Origin of the sequence: Streptomyces sp. NPDC048331 (assembly GCF_043201215.1) — a bacterium.
Lineage (GTDB): Bacteria > Actinomycetota > Actinomycetes > Streptomycetales > Streptomycetaceae > Streptomyces.
This window is the reverse complement of record NZ_JBICYT010000018.1, coordinates 79,758-101,514: the sequence shown is the minus strand read 5'-3', so window position 1 is coordinate 101,514 and position 21,757 is coordinate 79,758. Positions and strand designations below refer to the sequence as shown.

Annotated in this window: 18 protein-coding genes; 10 read left to right on the top strand and 8 right to left on the bottom strand. The window is 72.5% G+C overall.

The genetic code is table 11. The features are described 5' to 3' along the window. Window positions 1–67: 67 nt before the first annotated feature. From ACGFYY_RS24765 to ACGFYY_RS24750, 4 genes are all read right to left on the bottom strand, one after another. Window positions 68–1,810 carry an enoyl-CoA hydratase-related protein gene (locus ACGFYY_RS24765; RefSeq protein ID WP_393712445.1) on the bottom strand — a complete coding sequence of 581 codons (1,743 nt, stop codon included), beginning with the start codon at window positions 1,808–1,810 and terminating at the stop codon, window positions 68–70. A 202-nt stretch (window positions 1,811–2,012) separates the two neighbouring features. Next, on the bottom strand, window positions 2,013–2,420 hold the full coding sequence (locus ACGFYY_RS24760; protein WP_393712443.1) for a hypothetical protein: 408 nt from the start codon (window positions 2,418–2,420) through the stop codon (window positions 2,013–2,015). 95 nt (window positions 2,421–2,515) lie between these two features. Next, entirely contained in the window at window positions 2,516–3,019 is a 504-nt protein-coding gene (locus tag ACGFYY_RS24755) for a hypothetical protein (RefSeq protein WP_393712441.1), read from the bottom strand. A gap of 92 nt (window positions 3,020–3,111) precedes the next feature. Beyond that, window positions 3,112–3,537 carry a hypothetical protein gene (locus ACGFYY_RS24750; protein WP_393712439.1) on the bottom strand — a complete coding sequence of 142 codons (426 nt, stop codon included), beginning with the start codon at window positions 3,535–3,537 and terminating at the stop codon, window positions 3,112–3,114. Window positions 3,538–3,711: 174 nt separating this feature from the next. Between ACGFYY_RS24750 and ACGFYY_RS24745 the strand changes: the two genes are divergently transcribed. Next, window positions 3,712–4,572, top strand: a complete 861-nt coding sequence (locus ACGFYY_RS24745; RefSeq protein WP_393712437.1) for an alpha/beta fold hydrolase — start codon at window positions 3,712–3,714, stop codon at window positions 4,570–4,572. Window positions 4,573–4,595: 23 nt separating this feature from the next. On the opposite strand, the gene ACGFYY_RS24740 is transcribed toward ACGFYY_RS24745, so the two are convergent. The 3 genes from ACGFYY_RS24740 to ACGFYY_RS24730 form a co-directional block, all read right to left on the bottom strand. Further along, window positions 4,596–5,615 (bottom strand): TolB family protein, encoded by a 1,020-nt coding sequence (locus tag ACGFYY_RS24740; RefSeq protein ID WP_393712435.1) that lies wholly within the window; start codon window positions 5,613–5,615, stop codon window positions 4,596–4,598. After that, the gene (locus tag ACGFYY_RS24735; protein WP_393712433.1) at window positions 5,612–7,018 is read right to left on the bottom strand and encodes an MFS transporter; all 1,407 of its coding nucleotides are present in this window, start codon (window positions 7,016–7,018) and stop codon (window positions 5,612–5,614) included. The genes ACGFYY_RS24740 and ACGFYY_RS24735 overlap by 4 nt, the downstream gene beginning before the upstream one ends. Window positions 7,019–7,147: 129 nt before the next feature. Continuing rightward, entirely contained in the window at window positions 7,148–8,041 is an 894-nt protein-coding gene (locus tag ACGFYY_RS24730; protein WP_393712431.1) for a glycosyltransferase, read from the bottom strand. 371 nt (window positions 8,042–8,412) lie between these two features. Between ACGFYY_RS24730 and ACGFYY_RS24725 the strand changes: the two genes are divergently transcribed. From ACGFYY_RS24725 to ACGFYY_RS24695, 7 genes are read left to right on the top strand one after another with little or no spacing between them, the layout of a single operon-like run. After that, window positions 8,413–9,522, top strand: a complete 1,110-nt coding sequence (locus ACGFYY_RS24725; protein ID WP_393712429.1) for a Gfo/Idh/MocA family protein — start codon at window positions 8,413–8,415, stop codon at window positions 9,520–9,522. Between the two features lie 59 nt (window positions 9,523–9,581). After that, window positions 9,582–10,583: an NAD-dependent epimerase/dehydratase family protein gene (locus ACGFYY_RS24720; protein WP_393712427.1), complete on the top strand. Its 1,002-nt coding sequence runs from the start codon at window positions 9,582–9,584 to the stop codon at window positions 10,581–10,583. After that, window positions 10,580–11,758 carry a DegT/DnrJ/EryC1/StrS family aminotransferase gene (locus tag ACGFYY_RS24715; RefSeq protein ID WP_393712425.1) on the top strand — a complete coding sequence of 393 codons (1,179 nt, stop codon included), beginning with the start codon at window positions 10,580–10,582 and terminating at the stop codon, window positions 11,756–11,758. Before ACGFYY_RS24720 ends, ACGFYY_RS24715 begins: the two co-directional genes overlap by 4 nt. After that, a complete protein-coding gene (locus ACGFYY_RS24710) occupies window positions 11,755–12,528 on the top strand; it encodes a NeuD/PglB/VioB family sugar acetyltransferase (protein WP_393712423.1) in 774 nt (257 codons plus the stop codon). The genes ACGFYY_RS24715 and ACGFYY_RS24710 overlap by 4 nt, the downstream gene beginning before the upstream one ends. After that, window positions 12,525–13,640, top strand: coding sequence for a DegT/DnrJ/EryC1/StrS family aminotransferase (locus ACGFYY_RS24705; RefSeq protein ID WP_393712421.1), 1,116 nt, complete (start codon window positions 12,525–12,527; stop codon window positions 13,638–13,640). Before ACGFYY_RS24710 ends, ACGFYY_RS24705 begins: the two co-directional genes overlap by 4 nt. Before the next feature lie 32 nt (window positions 13,641–13,672). Then, window positions 13,673–16,972 carry a DUF4082 domain-containing protein gene (locus ACGFYY_RS24700; protein ID WP_393712419.1) on the top strand — a complete coding sequence of 1,100 codons (3,300 nt, stop codon included), beginning with the start codon at window positions 13,673–13,675 and terminating at the stop codon, window positions 16,970–16,972. Beyond that, entirely contained in the window at window positions 16,969–18,018 is a 1,050-nt protein-coding gene (locus ACGFYY_RS24695) for a glycosyltransferase (RefSeq protein ID WP_365273545.1), read from the top strand. Before ACGFYY_RS24700 ends, ACGFYY_RS24695 begins: the two co-directional genes overlap by 4 nt. A gap of 17 nt (window positions 18,019–18,035) precedes the next feature. Here ACGFYY_RS24695 and ACGFYY_RS24690 read toward each other — a convergent pair whose 3' ends face one another. Further along, window positions 18,036–18,740, bottom strand: coding sequence for a Wzz/FepE/Etk N-terminal domain-containing protein (locus tag ACGFYY_RS24690; RefSeq protein ID WP_393712416.1), 705 nt, complete (start codon window positions 18,738–18,740; stop codon window positions 18,036–18,038). An 80-nt stretch (window positions 18,741–18,820) separates the two neighbouring features. Here ACGFYY_RS24690 and ACGFYY_RS24685 point away from each other — a divergent pair, with 80 nt between their 5' ends. Both ACGFYY_RS24685 and ACGFYY_RS24680 read left to right on the top strand, forming a co-directional pair. After that, a complete protein-coding gene (locus tag ACGFYY_RS24685; protein ID WP_365273550.1) occupies window positions 18,821–20,839 on the top strand; it encodes an O-antigen ligase family protein in 2,019 nt (672 codons plus the stop codon). Next, the gene (locus ACGFYY_RS24680; protein ID WP_393712414.1) at window positions 20,782–21,756 is read left to right on the top strand and encodes a glycosyltransferase; all 975 of its coding nucleotides are present in this window, start codon (window positions 20,782–20,784) and stop codon (window positions 21,754–21,756) included. Before ACGFYY_RS24685 ends, ACGFYY_RS24680 begins: the two co-directional genes overlap by 58 nt. Window position 21,757: the final 1 nt, after the last annotated feature.

The following is a 21,757-nucleotide window of genomic DNA, read 5'->3' as shown; positions in this document are numbered from 1 at the left end:
CGGCTCCTCGGGGAGGTGATCGGGAAGGGGTGGGAGGAGGCGGCCTGCCTCACCCACACCTTTCTTGCTAACAGCAGTCCGGCCCGGGCGCCGCGTCAGGTACGGCCAGTCCAGTGACACCGCGCGGCCTGACGGCCGACCCGCTCAGATGGAGCGGAGTGGCGGTCGGACGCTCCTTGCGGACGAAGGCGCGGCGCAGGGCGTGGTAGGGGGCTTCGGGGTCGAAGAAGGTCCCGTGCATCAGGGCCAGCTCGGCCCTGCGGTGGTCGGCCAGCGGCCGCCGTGCCTCGTCCCGTTCGCGCGCGGCCTTCTTCCCGGCGATCCGGGATGCGGTGGCGGGGAGGGCGGCGAGGCGGGTGGCGAGGCCTTCCGTCTCGCGGGGGAAGTCCCCGGGCGAGCACGGGACCGTACGGTCGATGAGCCCGAGCCCGTGGGCGGCGTCGGCGCTCAGCGGGAGGGCCTCGGTGGTGAGGCGGTCCGCGAGGGCGGGGCCGACGCGGCGCGGCAGGGTGTACGTCCAGTACTCGGAGCCGTGCAGGCCCATCAGGCGGTAGTGCGGGTTCAGGACGACGCCGGAGCGGCACCAGACCTCGTCGGCGGCGAGGGCGAGCATGGCCCCGCCGGCGGCGGCGTTGCCGCCCAGCGCACTGACCACGAGCCGGTCGGTGGTGGTCAGCACCGCCTCGACCAGGTCGTTCATGGCGTTGATGTTGGCCCAGGACTCCTCGGCCGGATCGACCGCGGCATCGATGACGCCGAGGTGGATGCCGTTGGAGAAGAAGTCGCGGCCCCCTCCGAGGACCAGGACGGTGGTGGGGCGGGTGCGGGCGATCCGGTAGGCGTCCAGCAGGCGGCTGCAGTGCGCGGTGCTCATCGCGCCGCCGGGGAAGGAGAACGACAGGAAGCCGACCTGGCCCTCCTCGTGGTAGCCGATGTCGGACCAGGTGCGGCGGTGGGGTCCCGCCTCCGCCGGCGCGGGGACCTCGGGAAGCGGGGGCAGCCGGTCCGCGAGCGCGAGCGTGGCGGGGAGCTTGGGGGTGGCCGGCCCTCCGGGCAGGCGGCGGGCGCGCAGCTCCGGGATCCAGACCGCCCCGTCGGCCGTGGCCCGGCAGAGCGCCCCGGCCCGGGTGGCCAGCAACTCGCCGGGGCGGCCGCGCAGGTGCTCCTCGCGGTGGCCGCCGTGCAGGTACCACTCTCCGCCGAGCAGTTCGTCGCGTACGCCGGGCTGCGAGTCGGCGGCGCGCAGCGCGCGCAGGACGTCCTCGGTGGTGTCGCTCCCCCAGTCGATCCGGCGCTCCTCCTGGCGCAGGAGCGGCCGGGCGTGGCCGCTCGCCTGGGGGCGGGGGGTGTACGTACCGGAGGCGAACCGTTCCACCGCGAGCAGGACGGCCTCCAGCGCGGCGTCGGCGATCTCACCGCGGTAGAGGTCGCTCTTGCCGACCGGCGGCACCGGGCACTCGGTGCTCGCCCACACGTCGCCGGCGTCCATCTCGGCGTTGGCCTGCAGGACGGTCACCCCCCAGCGGGGCTCGCCGTCCTGGACGGCCCGGTCGAGGGAGGAGGGGCCGCGATCGCCGACCGGTCCGGGGTGGACGACCAGGCAGGTGTGGGCGGCCCAGACCTCTTCGGGGATGGCGGTGCGCAGCATCGGGGCGAGGACGAGGTCGGGGCGGTGGCCGCGTACGGCGTCGGCCAGGGAGGTACCGGGCAGGGCGAGTTCGACCGCGACGCGGTGGCCGTGGTCGCGCAGCTCGGCGTGGACCCGCTGCGTGAGGCTGTTGAACGCGCTCGCGAGGAGCAGGACGTACAAGGGATCTCCCAGCGGCGGCCCGGAGCCGCGCGTGCGCGGTGCCCGGCCTGGTCGGCGGCCCGTGGCCGGAAGATGACCGGCCGCCTGAGATGGTCGGGGAGTTCGGGTCGCCCATGGCCGAGCCCCGCGCGGCGGGTCACTCGAAAGCACCCGTTCCGGCGTCCGCTCGGCCCAAGGCGGCAGGTAACCCCGGGAGCCCGCGCTACTCGCCCTCCCGGCCCTTCTCGCCCTCCCGGCCCTCGTCGCCCTCCTCGATCGCGATGGCCTTGGCCAGCTCCCGGTGCGCGCGGCCCGGCTCGCCCTCGTACTGCTCCAGGAGGGCGGCGGCGATGGCGTCGAGCTTGCGCTGGATCGCGTGTTCGGCCCGGCGTTCGGAGTTCTTCAGCAGGGCGAGGAGCAGCAGCGCGACCGCGCCCATCGCGTCGCCGAACAGGTGCTGCCAGCTCGTGTCCAGGTGGGCGAAGTGGACCACAAGGAAGCCGGCCACCAGCAGGACGCAGAACACGGAGAAGGCGGGCGAGCTGGTGAAGTTCGAGGCCAGCTCCGCCAGCCTCTCGAAGTGCCCGAGTCGCCCCTGGCCGTTCTTCTTCGCGGGATGTTCGAAGGCCATGGTCTGCACGTGCCCGCTGGGGCCGCACCCCATCCCCTCCGGGCCGGTCAAGCACCCGGCCGGCTCAGGGACGGGGCGCTACCGGCCCCGGACGGTCACGTCGCCCGGACGGGAGCCCACAGGCTGACGCTCCACACGTCCCCGTGCCCCACGTGGTAGCCCCGTTCCTCCTCCTCGTCGTCCACGACGATCACCGAGACCTGGGACGCCGCCGCCCGGTGTTCGAGGAAGCCGCCCTGGTCACCGACCGTGAGTTCCGGCGCGCCGGGGATGCGCCCGAGTTCCTCCCGGACGTCCGCCCAGGCCACGTAGCGGGGGAACTCGACCCCCATGGTCCGGGCCCATTCCTCCGCCATGTCCGGGCGGGACGCGAGCCGGTGCAGCTCGACGGAGCCGCCGGACATCACCCACTCGTCACCGGGGTTGAAGGAGAACTCGACGAATCCGTAGTCGCGGCGCAGCGACTCCCCTTCCTCGTCGACCACGTCGACGAAGCGGTGGCGGACGGCCCGGTCGACGTCGCCGAGGGTGGAGCCGATGCCGATCCCGTGCAGGCGGCCGGTCCTGAGGAACGAGGCGAGGAATTCGATGCCGGTCACGGCCGGTTCTCCCCTGGGTCGATCAACGCTTGCGTCCTTCCTGAGCGGCTCTCCGGAGCGGCTGTCCGGGCCGGACGCACACCGACACACCCCTAGAACCGCGGGCTTCGTAGCGGCGGCTCCGCACCGCCCCAGGCGAAGGTGTAGGGATCCGCGCCGCCCGTGTACGAGCAGGTGATTCCGATGTCGGGCAGGTCGAATTCCGCTCGCAGCCACCCGTCCATGGTGAGGGCGGCGACCTCCGGCCGGTAGTCGGTCAACGGGAAGTCGAGAGAGACGATCTCGAGGTGTACACCCTCCGGACACCTGGCGCGGAGTTCCTCGGCACGAAGCGCGACGACGAAGGAGAGCCAGGCCAGGTCCTCCCAGTAGATGCCCGCGCCCGGAAGCAGCAGGCGGACTCCTCGGTGGATCCCCACGGAGGGAGCCACCGCTTCGCCCGGTGGCGCGGTCCGCGCCGAGAGGTCCGCCGCGAGCCCGCCGAGCGGGCTCCTGAACCGGTACGTGAACGTTCGCATCTTGTCCGCTTCAGCACGTCCGGAGGCACGTCCGGACCCCGAGGTCGCCGAGCCCCCGCCCCGCTCGGCCGTCCCCATCCTGCCACGGCCGGTGGGCGACAGGCCGGGGCCGGAAACCGTTGAACCCGGTCCGGGACACCGAGCAGGATGGCGACGAGCGAGGGGAGGTCCGTCATGCCGTCCACCGAAGTGACCACGCAGACGGTACGTGCCGCGGACGGGGCCACGGTCCGGGTCCGGGTCCACCGGAGGCCCGAGGACCCGTCGGCGCCGGTGCTGGTGTGCATGCCCGCCATGGGAACCAGGGCCGTGTCCTACACGCCCCTGGCGGAGTCCCTCGTAGAGGCGGGGTTCCAGGTGGTCCTCGGGGAGTTGCGGGGGCAGGGCACGAGTTCGGTCCAGGTGAAGCGCGGGGTGCGGTACGGCTACCACGAGATGGTGACGTACGACTACCCGGCGCTGTTCCGGGCGGTCGCGGCCGCCTTCCCCGAAGCGCCGCGCCACCTGCTCGGACACAGCCTCGGCGGGCAACTCGGCACGCTCTACCTCAGTCAGGAGCCGCACATGGCGACCGGCGCGATCCTGGTCGGCGTCCCGTCCTGCCACTACCGCGGCTGGCCCTTCCCGCGGAGCCTCGGGATGCTCGCCGGGTTCCAGTTCGCGGCCGCCTTCGCCGCGGTGTACGGGTACTTCCCCGGCCGCCGGCTCAAGGTTCTGGGGAACGACTCCGCGCAGGTCCTGCGGGACATGGCGACCCAGGTCCGGACCGGCCGCTACGCCGTGCCGTCCTCGCCGGTGGACTTCGAGCCCTGGCTGGCCCGGATGGACCTCCCCGTGCTGGCGGTGGCCATCGAGGGCGACCCCATGGCCCCGGCCGGCGGGGTGCGCGGGCTCTGCGAGAAGCTCACGAGCGCGCGGGTGACGTACGAGGAGCTCGCGCTCGGCGACGGCGCGCCGGGCGGACGGCACTACGGCTGGATCCGCGACAACGCCGAACTCGTCGAGCGGGTACGGGCCTTCGTGGACCGGGCCTGACACGCTCCGCGGTCGAGGGGGTGTCAGCGGAGGAGGGCCGGGGAGGAGGCTCCGGGGGCCAACAGTTTCGGGGTACCGCTGCCGTCGGCGGGGACGGTCCACAGGTCCGTGCTGTCGGCGGCGCCGTCGGTGGGCAGGCCGTAGGCGAGCGTACGGTCGTCGAGCCAGGCGGCCTGGTCGTCCACGCTGCGCTTCTCGGCGAGCGCGTGCTCGCGCAGCGTCCCGAGGTCCATCACGTGCTCGCGCCACAGCGAGGCCCCGGCCCGGACCCGCTTCTTGTACGCGATGCGCGTCTCGTCCGGGGACAGGGAGGGGCATTCGACGTTCTTGGCGAGGGTCTTGACGCTGCGACCCGAGATCGACCCCTTGACCAGGTGGGTCTCGCCGCCGGTGGAGACGGTGGCGTAGAAGGTGTCGTCGTCCTCGGAGAAGGTGACCCCCCAGAAGTTCACGTCCTGCGCGCGGTGGTCCCGGCCGTCCATGTCGATGGCGAACTCCTCCAGGTTCGCCTCCAGTTTCCACGTGCGGGTGTCCACGATCGCGGTACGGGTGGAGAAGAAGGCGGCCCCGTAGGACTCGCCGGAGACGAAGACGGTCCAGGCGGCGAACCGGCCGCTGGGTGAGACCCGGGCCCGGCTGGGGGTGCCCGCGAGGGGGAAGCTGCGCAGCGTGCGCAGTTCGGAGTCGACGATCAGGGCCGTGTTGTCCTGGGCGAGCGCGCCCGGGGTGGAGCGCAGGCACACGCCGGTGCCCGCGGCGGCGTAGTAGCGCCGGCAGCCGAGTTCGGAGGCGGTGCGCTCGGAATCCGGGGCGTCGGCGGGGACCGAGGCGAGGACCCCGCGATGCGGGCCCTGCCCGCCGTTGAGGAAGGTCAGGGAGCCGGGCCGGTCGAGCGTGACGGTCCCCGCGGCGACCGTCGGGCCGCCCGCCGACGGCTTGTCGTCGCGGGTGGCGGAGCGCAGCACCAGCGTGGTGGCGAGGCCGCCGAGCAGCAGCACCGCCACCGCGAGGACGAGCAGGCGGCGGGGCGTGGACAGCGTCATCTCGGGGGCCTCACGGACTTCGGGTTCGACTTCGACTTCGGCTTCGACTTCGGGTTCGGTTCGGGTCGGGTGTCCTGCGGCGGCGTGGGGCGCAGGACGACGCCGGCGACGGCGGCGCAGCACAGCAGGCCGGTCGCGGCGGCGGCCAGGGCCGGGCCGGTGCCCCACAGGGTCCAGGCCGCGCCGAAGGCCAGCGAGCAGCCGAAGCGGGCCAGCGCCTGGCCGGTACCGACCAGGGCCATACCGGTGGCGCGCAGCTCGTCGGGAACGGTGGCGGCCACGGCGGCGGGCAGCACGCCGTCGGTGGCGGCGTAGAACATGCCGTGCAGGGCGAGGACGAGGTAGGGCAGGGCGGGCCAGGCGGGGGCCCAGAGCAGGAGTCCGTAGCCGGCCAGCAGGAGGGCGTGCCCGGTGAGGAAGACGGTGCGCCGGCCGATCCGGTCGGCGAGGGCCCCGGCGGGCACGGCGAGCAGCAGGAACACGGCGGCGGTGCCCAGCGGCAGGAGCGGGAACCACTGGTCGCCGATGCCGGTACGGCGTTGCAGGAGCAGGTAGACGAAGGCGTCGCTGACGGTGGTCAGGCCCAGTAGGACGGCGCAGACGGCCAGGTTGCGCAGCCGGGGCAGGCGCAGCAGGCCGAGCGCGTCGCGCAGCCGTACGGGGGCCGGCCGGTCCGCGTCGCGAGCCGGGGTGGCGGTGGCGGCGGCGGTGGCGGTGGCGGTGGCCGGGACTCCGGTGGACGGTGCGGGCCTCGGGCCGCCGTCCCCGCCGGAGGGGACGAACAGCATGAGCACCACGACACCGAGGACGGCGACGCAGGCGCTGACGCCGAAGACGGCGTCGTAGCCGTCGACCGTCAGGCTCAGGATGAAGAAGGCGGCGAGCGGGCCGAGCAGCGCCCCGGTGGTGTCCATCGCACGGTGCACACCGAAGGCGCGCCCTTGTAACTCGGGTGGTGTGGACAGGGATATGAGCGCGTCGCGCGGGGCGGTACGCAGCCCCTTGCCGGTGCGTTCCAGGGTGAGGATCACGCTGATCGGGCCCAGGCTGTGGGCGAACAGGAGCAGAGGTTTGCACAGGGCCGACAGGCCGTAGCCGACGCCGGCGATCAGCTTGTGGTTGCGGACCCGGTCGGCGAGATGGCCGCCGGTCAGCTGCACGAGGGCGCTGACCCCGTTGTAGACGCCGTCGAGCGCACCGAAGCCCAGCGGGCTCAGGCCCAGACCGGCGATCAGGTACAGGGGCAGCACGGCGGTGACCATCTCCGAGGAGATGTCGGTGATCATGCTGACCGTGCCCAGGGCGAGGACGGTCGAGGCGACCGCGGGTCCCCGGACGGGTCCCCGGTCCGGAGCGGTTTTCGCGCCCTCGGACGCGGGCGCGGAGCGGTCCGCGAGGTACATGCTCTGGAGCTCCCCATGCCGACGGACGTGAGCGCACTCGAACGTGCGAGTGGAACCCTAATGGTTGTACGGGCCAACAGTGGGGCGTTCGGCCGGATGTGGCCGTTCGCCCCAGGGCGTTGGCGGAGGTCAGCCCTGCCGGCTGCTCTCGTCCCGGAGCCAGGTGGAGAAGTCCTGGTCGCGGATGGCCTTGCGGGAGCCCCGGCGGGCGGCGAGCGCGGCCACCACGAACACCACCACCCCCGGCAGCAGCGCCGGCCGGGTCCGCAACAGGGCGCGCAGATCGGCCGTGCCGGTGCGCGCGGTCTGCTCCGACACGTGCGCGGACGCCGTTTGCGGCGCCTCGGCCGCCTCGGCCCGCCGCGCCGCCTGGAAGCGCTCGAACTCGGCCGAGGAGGTCGCCGCCCGGACCCGCCGTCTGATCAGGTCGGACCAGGTGCGCGGCGGACGGACGACCACCCGGGCCCCCTCGACCACCCGCCGCTCCCCCGGCCCGAAGGCGAGGGACGCGGCCAGGTCGTCGGCCATCAGCGGGGGCAGCGCGGCGAGTCGTGCGTGCCCCGCCTCGGTCACGGCGATGACCCCTCGGCCGAACAGCCCCTCGCGGACGGCGGGGAGCCGCTGCCACACCCGGTAGTACGCCCGCACCGGCCAGGCACAGCCGTCGAGCGGGATGTCCCGGCCGGGAGCGGCGGCGAGCAGCTCCGGGTTCCGGTCGAGGACGCCCACCAGGGCCCGTACGTCGGCGGCCCCGACCACGACGTCGGCGTCCACGTAGAGCCGGGGGAAGCCCCGCGCGTGCTCGTCCCCGACCCGAAGTGCCGCATGTTTGGAGGGAGTCGGGATCTCGACCACGCGTACGCGGTCGCCGCGCGCGCCCGCCACGCGGGCGGTGTCGTCCGTACAGCCGTTGCACACCACGACGATGTCGGCCCCGGACACCGAGGTGTCGGCCAGGAGCGCGTCGAGGAGCCGGCCGATGACCCGGCCTTCGTTGTGGGCCGGTATCACGATGCTGGTCACCCGGGCAGTATGCACGGTCGAACACCCGCGCCAGGCGATTACGTCAACTCTGCCCGGGGGTACGCCCGGTGGACTAGATTGAGCGGCGCCGACCGGATTCGGCACGCTTCGGCGACGCCGGTGTCCGGCATCGGGCGAAGGGGTAGGCGGTACGGGTTCGGCTGCTTGTGGGGAACAGGCGGTCGGGCCGGGGGGCGAAGCACGCGGATCACGTAGGGCATCGGTTGTGGGGGGCCATCACCGTTGAGCAGGTCACGCACGGGACGCGTAGGCGTCCGGGCTGCCGTCGACGGCATTTCCCTCCCTCACACGCGTCCCGGCCATGAGTGGGCGACACGCCGTCCGGCGTGCGCGGAAGGAAGGGAAACGCCGTGAAGGACACCGCGAAGGACGCGGGGCAGGGCGCGGGTCAGGACACGGGGGCCACCGGCAAGGGGTCCGCCCCCTTAGGTGTCGCCGTGGTCGGCGCGGGCTACTGGGGCCCCAATCTCGTCCGCAACTTCCAGTCCAGCGACCGGTTCCGGTTGCGTTGGCTCTGCGATCTGAACGTGGACCGGGCCCGGCAGGTGCTCGGCGCGTACTCCACGGTCCAGGCCACCGGTGACTACGAGGCGGTCCTCGCCGACCCGGAGGTCGACGCGGTCGCGGTGGCCACGCCGGCGGGCACGCATCTCGACGTGGCGCTGGCCGCGCTGCGCGCCGGAAAGCACGTGCTCGTGGAGAAGCCCCTGGCAGCCACGTACGAGGACGGGCTGCGGCTGGTGAACGAGGCCGAGGAGCGCGGTCTCACGCTGATGTGCGACCACACCTACTGCTACACCCCCGCGGTGGGCCGGATCCGCGAGATGGTCCGCTCGGGCGAACTCGGCGAGATCCACTACGTGGACTCGGTACGGATCAACCTGGGCCTCGTCCAGAAGGACATCGACGTCCTGTGGGACCTGGCTCCCCACGACCTGTCCGTCCTGGACTTCATCCTCCCGGACCACGTGCAGCCGGTCGCCGTCGCCGCGCACGGAGCCGATCCCATCGGGGCCGGCCAGTCCTGCGTGGCCTATCTGACGCTCCAGCTGAGCACCGGCGCCATCGCCCATGTGCACGTCAACTGGCTCTCCCCGACCAAGGTGCGCACCACCATGGTCGGCGGGTCCAAGCGCACCCTGGTGTGGGACGACCTCAACCCCACGCAGCGCGTCGCGGTGTTCGACCGCGGGGTGGACCTGAGCGCCCCGCAGGAGATCGGTGTCGACGAGCGCCGGGACATGCTCGTCTCCTACCGGACCGGCGACATGGTGGCGCCCGCGATCGGTGAGAAGGAGGCCCTGCGCAGCATGGTCGAGGAGTTCGCCGCGTCCATCAGGACCGGACGGCCGCCGCTGACGGACGGCCGGGCGGGACTGAAGGTGCTGGACATCCTGGAAGCCGCCTCCCGGAGCCTGGAGTTCCGCGGAGCGGTCGTCGGACTGCGCACCGGGCGTTGACCCTCCGCGCTCCGATCACTCGCAAGACCACGACCGAACATTCAGTGGGGGGCAGGACGTTGAGCAGCGTACGAGGCAAGAGGATTCTGGTCACCGGAGGGTCGGGCACGATCGGCTCGCACCTGGTGGACCTGCTGGTGGACAACGGCGCACGCGAGGTCGTCGTGCTCGACAACTTCGTGCGGGGACGGACCGCGAACCTGGCCCGCGCCCTGCCGAGCGGGGTGGTCCAGGTCGTCGAGGGCGACATCCGCGACGTGGCCACGGTACGGAAGGTGACCGAGGGCGCCGAGCTGGTGTTCCATCTCGCCGCCATCCGGATCACCCAGTGCGCGGAGGACCCGCGGCTGGCGAACGAGGTCATGGTGGACGGCACGTTCAACGTGCTGGAGGCGGCCGCGGCCGCCGGGGTCGGCAAGGTGATCGCCTCGTCCTCGGCCTCGGTCTACGGCCTGGCCGAACAGTTCCCGACCACCGAACGCCACCACCCGTACCACAACGACACCTTCTACGGTGCGGCGAAGGCCTTCAACGAGGGGGTGCTGCGCAGCTTCCACTCCATGTACGGGCTGGACTACGTGGCCCTGCGCTACTTCAACGTGTACGGCCCCCGGATGGACATCCACGGCCTCTACACCGAGGTGCTGATCCGCTGGATGGAGCGGATCGCCTCGGGCGAGCCGCCGCTGATCCTCGGCGACGGCCTGCAGACCATGGACTTCGTCGACGTCCGGGACATCGCGCGCGCCAACCTGCTGGCCGCCGAGTCGGACCTGACCGACGAGGTGTTCAACGTCGCGAGCGGCACCGAGACCAGCCTGCTCCAGCTCGCGAACGGCTTGCTGGAGGCGATGGGGGCCGAGGGCATGGTGCCCGAGCACGGGCCGGCCCGTGCGGTGAACGGCGTCACGCGGCGCCTCGCGGACACCTCGCGGGCCGCGGAGCGGCTCGGCTTCACCGCCGAGATCGACCTGCGCACCGGCCTTCGGGACCTGGTGCGATGGTGGCGGGCCGAGCGCGCCGCCGACGCGGCGGCGCCGGCCACGGAGGCGGGCCGATGAGCGCGCCGGACGCCGCTCCGGTCACCGCCCCGGACACCGCTCCCGCCCGGATCCCGGTGATGGTGCCGTGGCTGGGCGAGGAGGAGGCGAAGGCCGCCGCCGACGCGGTGCTCTCCGGCTGGGTGGCCCAGGGCCCGCGGGTCGCCGAGTTCGAGCGGGCCTTCGCCGAGCGGGTGGGCGCCGAGCACGGCATCGCGGTGAGCTCCTGCACCACCGCCCTGCACCTGGCCCTGATCGCGCTGGACCTCGGTCCCGGTGACGAGGTGATCGTCCCCTCGCTGTCCTTCATCGCCACGGCCAACGCGGTGCGGTACGTGGGCGCCCGGCCGGTGTTCGCGGACGTCGAGGAGGCCACCGGCAACCTCACCCCGGCCACCGTGGACGCGGTGCGCACGCCGCGGACCAAGGCCGTGATCGCCGTCCACCAGGGCGGGGTGCCCGCGGACGTGCACGCGCTGCGCGCGGTGTGCGCCGACTGGGACGTGGCCCTGGTGGAGGACGCCGCCTGCGGCATCGGCGCGACGGTGGGCGGCAAGTCGGTGGGCCACGGCGCACTGCTCGCCGCCTGGTCCTTCCACCCCCGCAAGGTGATCACCACCGGCGAGGGCGGCATGCTCACCACGGACGACGCGCGGTGGGCGGAGCGGCTGCGCCGGCTGCGCGAGCACGGCATGAACGTGTCCGCCGCGCAGCGCCACGCGAGCAACAAGCCGGTCGTCGAGAGCTACCTGGAGGTCGGCTACAACTACCGGATGACCGACATCCAGGCCGCGGTCGGTCTGGTGCAGCTCGGCAAGCTGGACGAGATCGTGGCCCGGCGGCGTTCGCTCGCGGCCCGGTACACCGAGCTGCTGAGCCAGGTCCCGGGGCTGCGCCCGGTCCGCGACCCCGGTCACGGCCAGGGCAACTTCCAGTCGTACTGGGTGCTGCCGGCCGAGGACTTCCCCGTCGGCAGGGACGCACTGCTCGCGGCGCTCTCCGAGGCGGGAATCTCGGCCCGGCGCGGGATCATGGCCTCGCACCTGGAGCCCGCGTACGCCGGCCACGACGCGGCGCCGCTGCCGGTGACCGCGCGGATCAGCCGCGACTCCCTGATCCTGCCGCTGTTCCACACGATGACGCGGGAGCAGCAGGACCGTGTGGTGGCGGTGCTGCGCGAACAGGCGGGCGGATGAGCGGCCCGCCGCCGCGGACCGAGGATCTGCTGATCGTCGGCGCGGGCGGGTTCGCCCGCGAGACCGCCCAGGCGGTACGGGACGCGGCCGCCGCGGCGGCCGCGTACGGCCGGGCTCCGCGGTGGCGGCTGCTCGGGCACCTCGACGACGATCCGGGCCTGCACGGCCGGGAGGTCGACGGGGTGCCGGTGCTGGGCGGCGGCCACCTGGTGCACGAGCTGCCGGCGGCCCGGGTGGTGGTCTGCGTGGGCAGTCCGCGCGACTACGCCGTACGGGCCCGCCTGGTGCGACGCCTCGGGCTGCCCGGGAGCCGTTACGCGACGGTGGTCCACCCCACGGCGGTGGTCTCGGGGTCCTCGCTGCTCGGCGCGGGCTCGGTCCTGCTCGCGCACTGCGTGCTGACGGCCGCCGTCCGGCTCGGGTCCCACGTCGCGGTGATGCCGCACGTGGTGCTCACCCACGACGACCGGGTCGGGGACTTCGCCACGCTCGCCTCCGGCGTCCGTCTCGGCGGCGGGGTGCGGTTGGGGCGCGGAGCGTACGTGGGCGCGGGAGCGCTGGTGCGCGAGGGCACATCGGTCGGCGCCTGGTCGCTGACCGGTATGGGAAGCACGGTCCTGGCCGATGTGCCGCCCGGTGAGGTGTGGGCCGGAAGCCCCGCCCGCCGGCTGCGCGCGGCGGGTGGCCCGGCGCTCGACGAGCTGCGGGCCGATGGCGAGGAGACGGCCGGCCGGTGGCCGGAGACACGGATGGGGAGCACAGTCGTATGAACCAGATACCGCTCGTCGACCTGAAGGCGGCGCACGCCGAGGTCGCCGAGGAATTACGGGCAGGCTTCGACCGTGTGCTCGCCGACACCGCTTTCATCGGCGGTGCGGAGGTCCGCGCGTTCGAGCGCGAGTACGCCGACTTCGCCGGGGTCGGGCACTGTGTGGGGGTCGCCAACGGCACCGACGCCCTCGAACTGGCCCTGCGCGCGAGCGGGGTGGGCGTCGGCGACGAGGTGGTGCTGCCCGCGAACACCTTCATCGCCACCGCGGGCGCCGTCGCCCGCATCGGCGCCCGGCCGGTGCTGGTGGACTGCCTGCCCGACACCCTGCTGATGGATCCGCGGGCCGCCCTGGAGGCCGTAGGACCGGCCACCCGCGCGGTGGTCCCCGTCCACCTCTACGGGCAGTGCGCGGACACCGGGGCGCTGGCGGCGGGGCTCCCGGAGCGGGTGCGGATCGTCGAGGACGCCGCGCAGAGCCAGGGCGCGTCGCGCGACGGCCGCACGCCCGGCAGCGGGGGCATCGCCGCGACCAGCTTCTACCCGGGCAAGAACCTGGGGGCGTACGGCGACGCGGGCGCGGTGGTGACCGACGACGAGGAGAAGGCGGACCTGGTCCGGGCCCTCGCGAACCACGGCGGCATCGCCAAGTACCGCCACGACGTGGCCGGGTTCAACAGCCGCCTCGACGGTCTGCAGGCCGTGGTGCTGCGGGCGAAACTGGCCCGGCTGGCCGAGGGGAACGCGGCCCGCCGGGCCGCCACCGCCCGCTACGACGAGCTGCTGGGCGACCTCGCCGCCGCCGGGCGGGTCACCCTGCCGGTCACGGCCGAGGGCAACGTCCACGTCTGGCACCTGTACGTGGTCCGGGTGGCCGGAGCGGACCGCGACGCCGTCGTCGGGAAGCTCAACGCGGAGGGCATCGGCGCCGGCGTGCACTACCCGGCGCCGGTCCACCTGACCCCGGCCTTCGCCCAGCTCGGCCACGACCGCGGCGACTTCCCGCACGCCGAACAGGCGGCGGACCGGATGCTCTCGCTCCCCCTCTTCCCGCAGATCACCGCTGCCCAGCAGCAGCGGGTCGCGGAAACGCTCCGCAACGCCCTGCGCTGACCCCGCGCGCTCACGCAAACAATGAGGTCCAGATGAACAGACGGACAAGGTTGCTCCGTTACGGTCTCTTCACCGTGATCGCGGCCTTGATGGCCACGGTCCTGCCGCCGGCGGCGGTGGCCGGTGCGGTCGATCCTTGCGGTCCCACCACGAACGCCATCGTGTGCGAGAACTCCAAGCCCGGCACGCCGATGGAGGAGTGGTTCGCACCCAGCGCCTACGGCGACATCAAGGGTTTCCCGGCCCAGACGAGCGTCCAGGCCGGCGAGACCGTGCAGTTCAAGATCCAGTCGCCTACGTCGTACAAGGTCTCGGTCTACCGCCTCGGCCACTACGGCGGCAGCGGGGCGCGCCTGATGTCGACCCCTGCCCAGGCGGCCCAGACGTACCCGGCGAACTTCGCGCCGGGCGGCAACCCGGCGAACTGCGCCAAGAAGGCCGCCACCGGCCTGGTCGACTGCGGGAACTGGCCCGTCACCGCGACGTGGACCGTTCCGGCCGACGCCGTCTCCGGGCTCTACGTCGTCAACTTCGACCAGGCGGACGGCAACGGCGTGATGCCGTACCCGTTCGTCGTCCGCAACGACTCCAGCCACTCCGACATCGTCGTGCAGACCAGTGACGAGACCTGGCAGGCGTACAACAACTACGGCGGCCAGGACCTGTACGACGGCGGCGGCCCCGCCCCGGACGGGCGGGCGTACGAGGTCAGCTACAACCGGCCGATGGACATCGGCGGGGACAACGGGATCTACGGTTCCGAGTTCCAGATGGTCGCCTGGCTGGAGCGCAACGGCTACGACGTGAGCTACATGTCCGGGATCGACATGTCGGTGCGCGGCGGGACCCTGCTGCGCAACCACAAGGTCTTCCTGTCCTCCGGGCACGACGAGTACTGGACCCAGGAGCAGTTCACGAACGCGCTGAACGCGCGCAAGGCCGGGGTCCACCAGACGTACTTCAGCGGCAACGAGGTCTTCTGGAAGACCCGTCTGGCGCCGAGCATCGACGGCGCCAACACCGCCAACCGGACGCTGGTCTCGTACAAGGAGACCAAGCTGTCCTTCCCGCAGCCGAACGGCATCCCCGACCCGAGCGGCATCTGGACGGGCACCTTCATGGACCCGGCCAGTGCCACGAACGGCCGGCCCTTCCAGCCGCAGAACCAGCTGACCGGCTCGATGTTCAGCGTCAACGGCTACCGCAGCGACGCGATCACCGTGCCCGGCACCTTCGCCAAGCAGCGGCTGTGGCGCAACACCACGGTCGCGAACCTCACCCCGTCGCAGACCGCCACGTTCCCCACCGGCACGCTCGGCTACGAGTGGGACAGCGACGTGGAGAACGCCAGCAGGCCCGCCGGGCAGATCACGATGTCCTCCACCACGGTGGACATCGAGGACGGCAAGCTGCTCAAGGACTACGGCAACACCTACGGCAACGGCACCGCGACGCACAGCCTGGTGGCCTTCCGCGACCAGACCTCGCACGCGCTGGTGTTCGGCGCGGGCACGGTCCAGTGGTCCTGGGGCCTGACCAACATGCCGACCGGTAACCCCGACGACACGGTGGTCACCGCGGACAAGCGGATGCAGCAGGCCACGGTGAACATCTTCGCCGACATGGGCGTCCAGCCCAGGTCCCTGCAGAGCGATCTGGTCGCCTCGACCGCTTCCACGGACACCGTGGGCCCCGGCGTGACGGTGACCAGCCCGGCGGCGAACGCCACCGTACCGGCGCTGCGACCCGTGACCATCACGGGCACGTCCGCCGACACCGGTGGCGGTGTGGTCGCCCGGGTGGAGGTGTCCACCGACGGCGGCACCACCTGGAAGGCGACCACGGGCCTCGGGTCCTGGAGCTACAAGTGGACCCCGACCGTCCCGGGCGCCGCGCAGATCAAGGTGCGCGCCGTGGACGACAGCGTCAACATCGGCGCCACCACCACGGTGCCGCTGACGGTGGGGCCCCAGCAGTGTCCCTGCACCGTGTGGCCCGCCGCGGCCGTACCCGGCACCGTCAACGCCGGTGACGGCAGCGCCGTCGAGCTCGGCGTGAAGATCCGGTCCTCGGTGCCCGGTTCGATCACCGGCGTCCGCTTCTACAAGTCCCCCGCCAACACCGGCACCCACACCGGCAGCCTCTGGAGCAGCACCGGCCAGCGGCTGGCCACCGGCACCTTCACCAACGAGACGGCCTCCGGCTGGCAGCAGCTGAACTTCGCCACGCCGGTCCCGGTCAAGGCGAACACCACCTACGTCGCTTCCTACTTCGCCCCGAACGGCGGCTACTCCTTCGACAACACCTTCGCCGCGAGCGACGCGGGCCTGGCCCCGCTCACCGCGCTGAAGAGCGGGACCGACGGCGGCAACGGCGTCTACCGCTACAGCGGCACGGGCGGGTTCCCGTCCACCGCCGCGTCCGGCAGCAACTACTGGGTGGACGCGGTCCTGGACACCGCGACCGCCAGCACCACCCCGCCCACCGTCACCGCCACCTCACCGCAGTCCGCGGCGACCGGCACCCAGATCACGGCGGCCATGTCGGCCACCTTCAGCAACGCCGTCGACCTGGACACGCTGGTGTTCTCCGTGAAGGACTCCGGCGGCGCCACCGTCCCGGGCACCAAGGTGCTGGGCGCGTCCAACAGCGCGACCTTCACCCCGTCCTCCGAACTGGCGCTGAACTCGACCTACACGGCGTCCGTCCAGGCCTCCGACCTGTGGGGCAACGCGATGGCCGCGCCGGTCACGTGGAACTTCACCACGAGCGCGAGCCCGCCGATCGTGAACTGCCCGTGCACCCTGTGGAACGGCACCACGACGCCGAGCACCGCCAACGTGGGGTCTGACACCAACTCCGTGGAACTGGGCACCCGGTTCCAGTCAGCGGTGAACGGCTACATCACCGGTGTCACCTTCTACAAGGGCCCCGGCAACACCGGTACGCACACCGGCAGCCTGTGGTCCGCCTCCGGCACCCTGCTCGCCACCGGCACCTTCGGCAGCGAGACCCTGACCGGCTGGCAGCAACTGCAGTTCGCCACACCGGTGCAGATCACGGCGGGCACCACGTACGTGGCCTCGTACCACGCACCGAACGGCAACTACTCGGTGGACGGCGGCTACTTCACCGGCGCGCACCGTTCCTATCCGCTGGTGGCACCGGCCGACACGGCAGGCAGCGCCAACGGGCTCTACAAGTACGGGGCGTCCCCGGCCTTCCCGACGAACACCTTCGGCTCGGTGAACTACTGGGTCGGCCCGATCTTCACCACGACCGCGCCGCCCACCCTGCAGGAGGGGCTGTCCACGGAGGTGAGCGGGCAGTGAGCACGGTCAGCGTGGTGATCCCCTGCTACAAGTACGGCCACTTCCTGGCGGACTGCGTCAAGAGCGTGCTGGACGAGCAGGAGGGCGTCGACGTACGGGTACTGATCATCGACGACGCCTCGCCCGACGACTCCGCGGAGGTCGCCCGCGCACTGGCGGCCACCGACCCGCGGATCGAGGTACGGGTCCACGAGACCAACAAGGGCCACATCGCCACCTACAACGAGGGCCTGCTGGAGTGGGCCGACGGGGACTACGTGGCCCTGCTGTCGGCGGACGACCGGCTGGTCCCCGGGGCCCTGGTGCGCGCCGCGGCCCTGCTCGACGCGCATCCGGAGGCGGGTTTCGCGTACGGCAGGCCGCTGCGCTTCCAGCACGGCGGACCGCTGCCCGCGGCCCGTACCCGCAGCACCGGGTCGGTCGTCTACCCCGGACGGTGGTGGTTGGACCGGCGGTTCCGGGAGGGCACCGGGTGCATCACCTCACCCGAGGTGGTGGTCCGCACCAGTCTCCAGCGCAAGGTCGGGGGCTACGATCCGCAGCTGCCGCACGCCGGCGACATCGAGATGTGGATGCGGCTGGCGGCGCACGCCGACGTGGGCTACGTCCAGGGGGCCGACCAGGCCTTCTACCGGGTCCACGGTGACAACATGTCCACCACGGACTTCGGCGGGCAGCTCGACGACCTGCGCCAGCGCCTCGTCGCCTTCGACTCGGTGCTCGCCAAGTGCGGTGGGCTGCTGCCGGGGTCCGACCGGCTGGCACTGTCGGCGCGCACCCGCCTCGCCCGATACGCGCTGCGGCGCGCCTACCGGGCGTACGACCGGGGTCGCACGGCGGTGGTACCGGTCGACGAACTCGTGGAGTTCGCCGCCGAGTGCCTGCCCGGGGAGTACACGAAGCTGGGCGAGTACCGGGCGCTGCTCAGGCGTCGGCGCATCGGGGCGCGCACCATGCCGTACCTCCAGCCGCTCGTGCTCTCGGCCGTGGCCGACCGGGGGCGTGAGTGGCTGTGGTGGCGGTCGTGGAAGCGTCGAGGGATTTGATGACGCGAACGTCGTGTTCAGCGGGCCGCCCCGGCGAGGGCGGCCCGCTCGGGCTCCTCGGCCCGGACCACCGGACCGGCGTCGGTGGCGGCCTCGTGCCGCTGCCGGCGCCGGCTCCGGCGCGTCAGGAGCCGATCGGTCCACAGGGCCACCACCACGCCTCCGACCCCGCCCAGCAGGGCCGCACCGGCCAGGCCCCGGCTCTTGTTGCCGGTCTGCGCCACCGAGGTGGGCGGCACCAGCAGGGTCACGCTCATCCGGGCGGAGTCGGGGACGCCCTGCTGCGTCTGCATGTCCGTCAGGTGCTTCGTGTAGATCTCGATGATCTTCCGTACGGCCGTGTCGGCGGCGGCCGGCTCGGCCTGCTCCGCCTGGATCTGGAGCGAGGGGATCAGGTAGCGCGGGGTGACGCTGGTCCCGCTGTTCCGCGGGATCATCCGGTAGGTGCCGCGCACTCCGGCGGCGCGCAGTTCCTCGGCCCCCTCGGGCGAGTCCAACTGCTGCACGGCGGCGTAGGAGACGGCGGCGAGCGGCGGTTGCAGATTGGCCAGTTGGTTGGGTTGGTTGTCCGTGACCGGCGGCTTGAGCACGACGATCGCCGTGCTCAGGTACGTCTGGGTGGGGTGCAGCACTTGCACGGCTCCGGCGGCCGCGAGCACCGCCGCCACGATCAGGACGTACCAGCGCCGACGCAGCGCACGGATCAACTCACCAGGCGACACAGGGATTCCTTCCGTTGTGACCGATCCTTCCAGGACACGGGTAGGTCCGCCATCAATTGCGGTTCCCTCGGGGGGTGTTCATGAGCATCGGTGAGATCCTCGCGGTGCTCCGGCGCCGCTGGTACGTGATGGTGCCGCTGACGCTGATCAGTCTGCTCGCGGGGGCGCACCTGTACCGTTCGGTGCCGGTGGCCTACCAGTCGCAGAGCTCGGTGGCACTGCTCGACTCCACGGCGGTGGCCGAACTGGCCCCCGCCTTCGGCAATCCCATCGCGAACGCCGGCGGTTCGCTGGTGGTCACCGCGGACGTGCTGATCAGGACGCTGTCGGGGACGGACGCGGCGCGGGACCTTCAGGGCATCGGGGTGACCGATCCCTACACGGTCGGGTTCGCCGCGAACACCTCGGGGCCGATGCTCACGCTGACCGTCACGGGGACCGACCGGGCGAACGTGCTGGAGGAGACCAACAAGCTGACGGCCTTCGCCGGGGAGACGCTCAACGCGCTCCAGGCGGCGGCCGAGGTCAAGCCCGCGTACATGGTGCAGACGGCTCCCGTGGTGCTGCCGCAGACCCCGGTGCCGCAGATGAAGAGCCGCTACCAGCAGGTGCTGGGCGTCGTCATCCTGGGCACGACCGCCGCCTTCGTCCTCTCCTTCCTGACGGACAGCCTGTCGGCGGCGCTGCGGCGCAGGCGCGCGGCCGAGGCCGCCCCGGCCCGGGGACGCGGGCGCCGTAAGCCGTGGGGGCGCCAGTTGGACGCGACCGCCCTGCTGAGCTGCTACCTGGCGCTGGCCTTCTTCATCCCCTCCAACCTGACCCTGCCGGGGATGGGTGGGGTGGGGACCCCGGCCAACGTGTTCGCGCTGCTGTGCCTGTTCTGGTACCTGGCGGCCTGGATCACCGGCCGGATCCGGCCGGCTCCCGGTACCCGGCTGCCGCGGGTGGTGATGTGCCTGCTGGCGTTCTCCGTACTGGGCTCCTACCTCGCGAACGCGATGCGCGGCAGTTCGCACAAGGAGGTCCTGGCGGCGGACCGCGGGCTGATCGGGCTGCTCGTCTGGGTGTCCCTGGTGGTGCTGGTCTCCGCGGGGATCCAGGATCGCGAGCGCCTGGACGTGCTGTTGCGCCGGGCCGTGGTGATGGGGTCGGTGGTGGCCGCCATCGGCTTCTACGACTTCTTCACGGCGACGAACGTCGCCGACAGCATCAGCATCCCGGGCCTGCAGTCGAGCGTCGCCCAGATCACCACCCTGGACCGGGGTTCCTTCACCCGGCCGCGGGCCACGACGGCGCAGCCCCTGGAGTTCGGAGGGATGCTCGCGATCCTGCTGCCCTTCGCCGTGCAGCAGGCCTTCGATCCGGTACGGCGGCACCTGCGCGCCTGGCGCCGCTGGGCGCCGGTGGCTCTGATGGGGGGCGCGCTGCCGCTGACGGTGTCGCGGACCTCCATCATCGGGGCGCTCATCGTGGTCCTGGTGATGGTGTTGCGCTGGAAGCCGGAGCGGCGGTGGGCCGCGATCGGGTTGCTGATGGGTTCGGTGGCCTGCTTCAAGGTGATCATCCCTGGGTTGATCGGCACCATCACGGCGCTGTTCGCCTCGTTCGTGTCGAACTCCGACAGCAGCACGCAGGCCCGTACCGTCAAGTACAGCGCGATCGTCCCCTATCTCGACGAACGGCCCTTGTTCGGGCGGGGTTTCGGGACCTTCCTGCCCGAGCTGTTCTTCTTCACCGACAACCAGTACATGCTCACCCTGGCGGAGATGGGCCTCGTGGGGCTGCTGGCGCTCCTGGTCCTCCTGTTCACCGGGATCCACCAGGGCGGCGCCATCCGCCGGCTGGCCCGCACCGAGTCCGACCGGGAGCTGGGGCAGGCCTTCTTCGCCTCCGCCCTGGTCTCCCTCGTCATCGCCGCCACCTTCGACGCCCTCAGCTTCCCGATGTTCGCCGGGGTGTTCTTCCTGACGATCGCCGCCGGAGGCAGCTACCTCGGGTTCATCCGGCGTACGGCGCCGGAGCCCGCAACCGTGGAGTCCCCATGCAGTTCGACCCGTCAGCAGCAGCTCGCCGATCGGAGCCGGGTGCCGGCCCCGTAGCGGTCCTCGTCGTCACCTGGAACAGTGCCGCCGTGCTCCCGGAGTTCCTGGCCTCGCTGCCCGAGGGCATGGCCGGGCTCGACTGGCGCCTGGTCGTCGCCGACAACGATTCGGCCGACGGCACCGTGGAGCTGATCCGGTCCCTGGCCCCGGAGGCCACCGTCGTCCAGACCGGCCGCAACGCCGGTTACGCGGCCGGGGTGAACGCCGCCCTGGGGGCCGCCGCCGCGTGGGAGGGCGGTTTCCGCGCGGCCCTGGTCTGCAATCCGGACGTCCGGATGAGGCAGGGCTGCGCCAAGGTGCTCGTGGACGCGCTGGGCACCGCAGCGCCGGGGGGCGGCCGGGTCGGGATCAGCGTCCCCCTGCTGTACGAGGAGGACGGCCGGACGCTGCTGCTCTCGCTGCGCCGCGAGTCGCGGGTCACCCGGGCGCTCGGCGAGGCGGTGCTGGGCAATCGCCGGGCCGGGCGGTTCCCGCGCTGGAGCGAGATGGTCACCGACCCGGCCGCGTACGAGCGGGCGACGGTCGCGGACTGGGCGACGGGGGCGCTGATGGCGCTGTCCGGGGAGTGCCTGGAGGCCTGCGGGCCCTGGGACGAGTCCTTCTTCCTGTACTCGGAGGAGACCGAGTACTGCCTGCGGGCCCGCGACCTCGGCTTCGTCACCCGGCTGGAGCCCGCGGCCACGGCCACCCATCTGGGCGGGGACTCGCAGGTGTCGCCGCGGCTGTGGACCCTGTTGACGCTCAACCGGGTCCGGCTCTACGGGCGTCGGCACGGGGCGGCGGCGACCGCCGCGTTCCGGGCGGCCGTACTGTTGCGCGAGACCTCCCGCGCGCTGCTCGGCCGCCCGGCCAGCCTGGCCGCCGCGAAGGCCCTGGCCGACCCGTCGGCGCTCCGGGCCACGCCCGGGCCGTGAC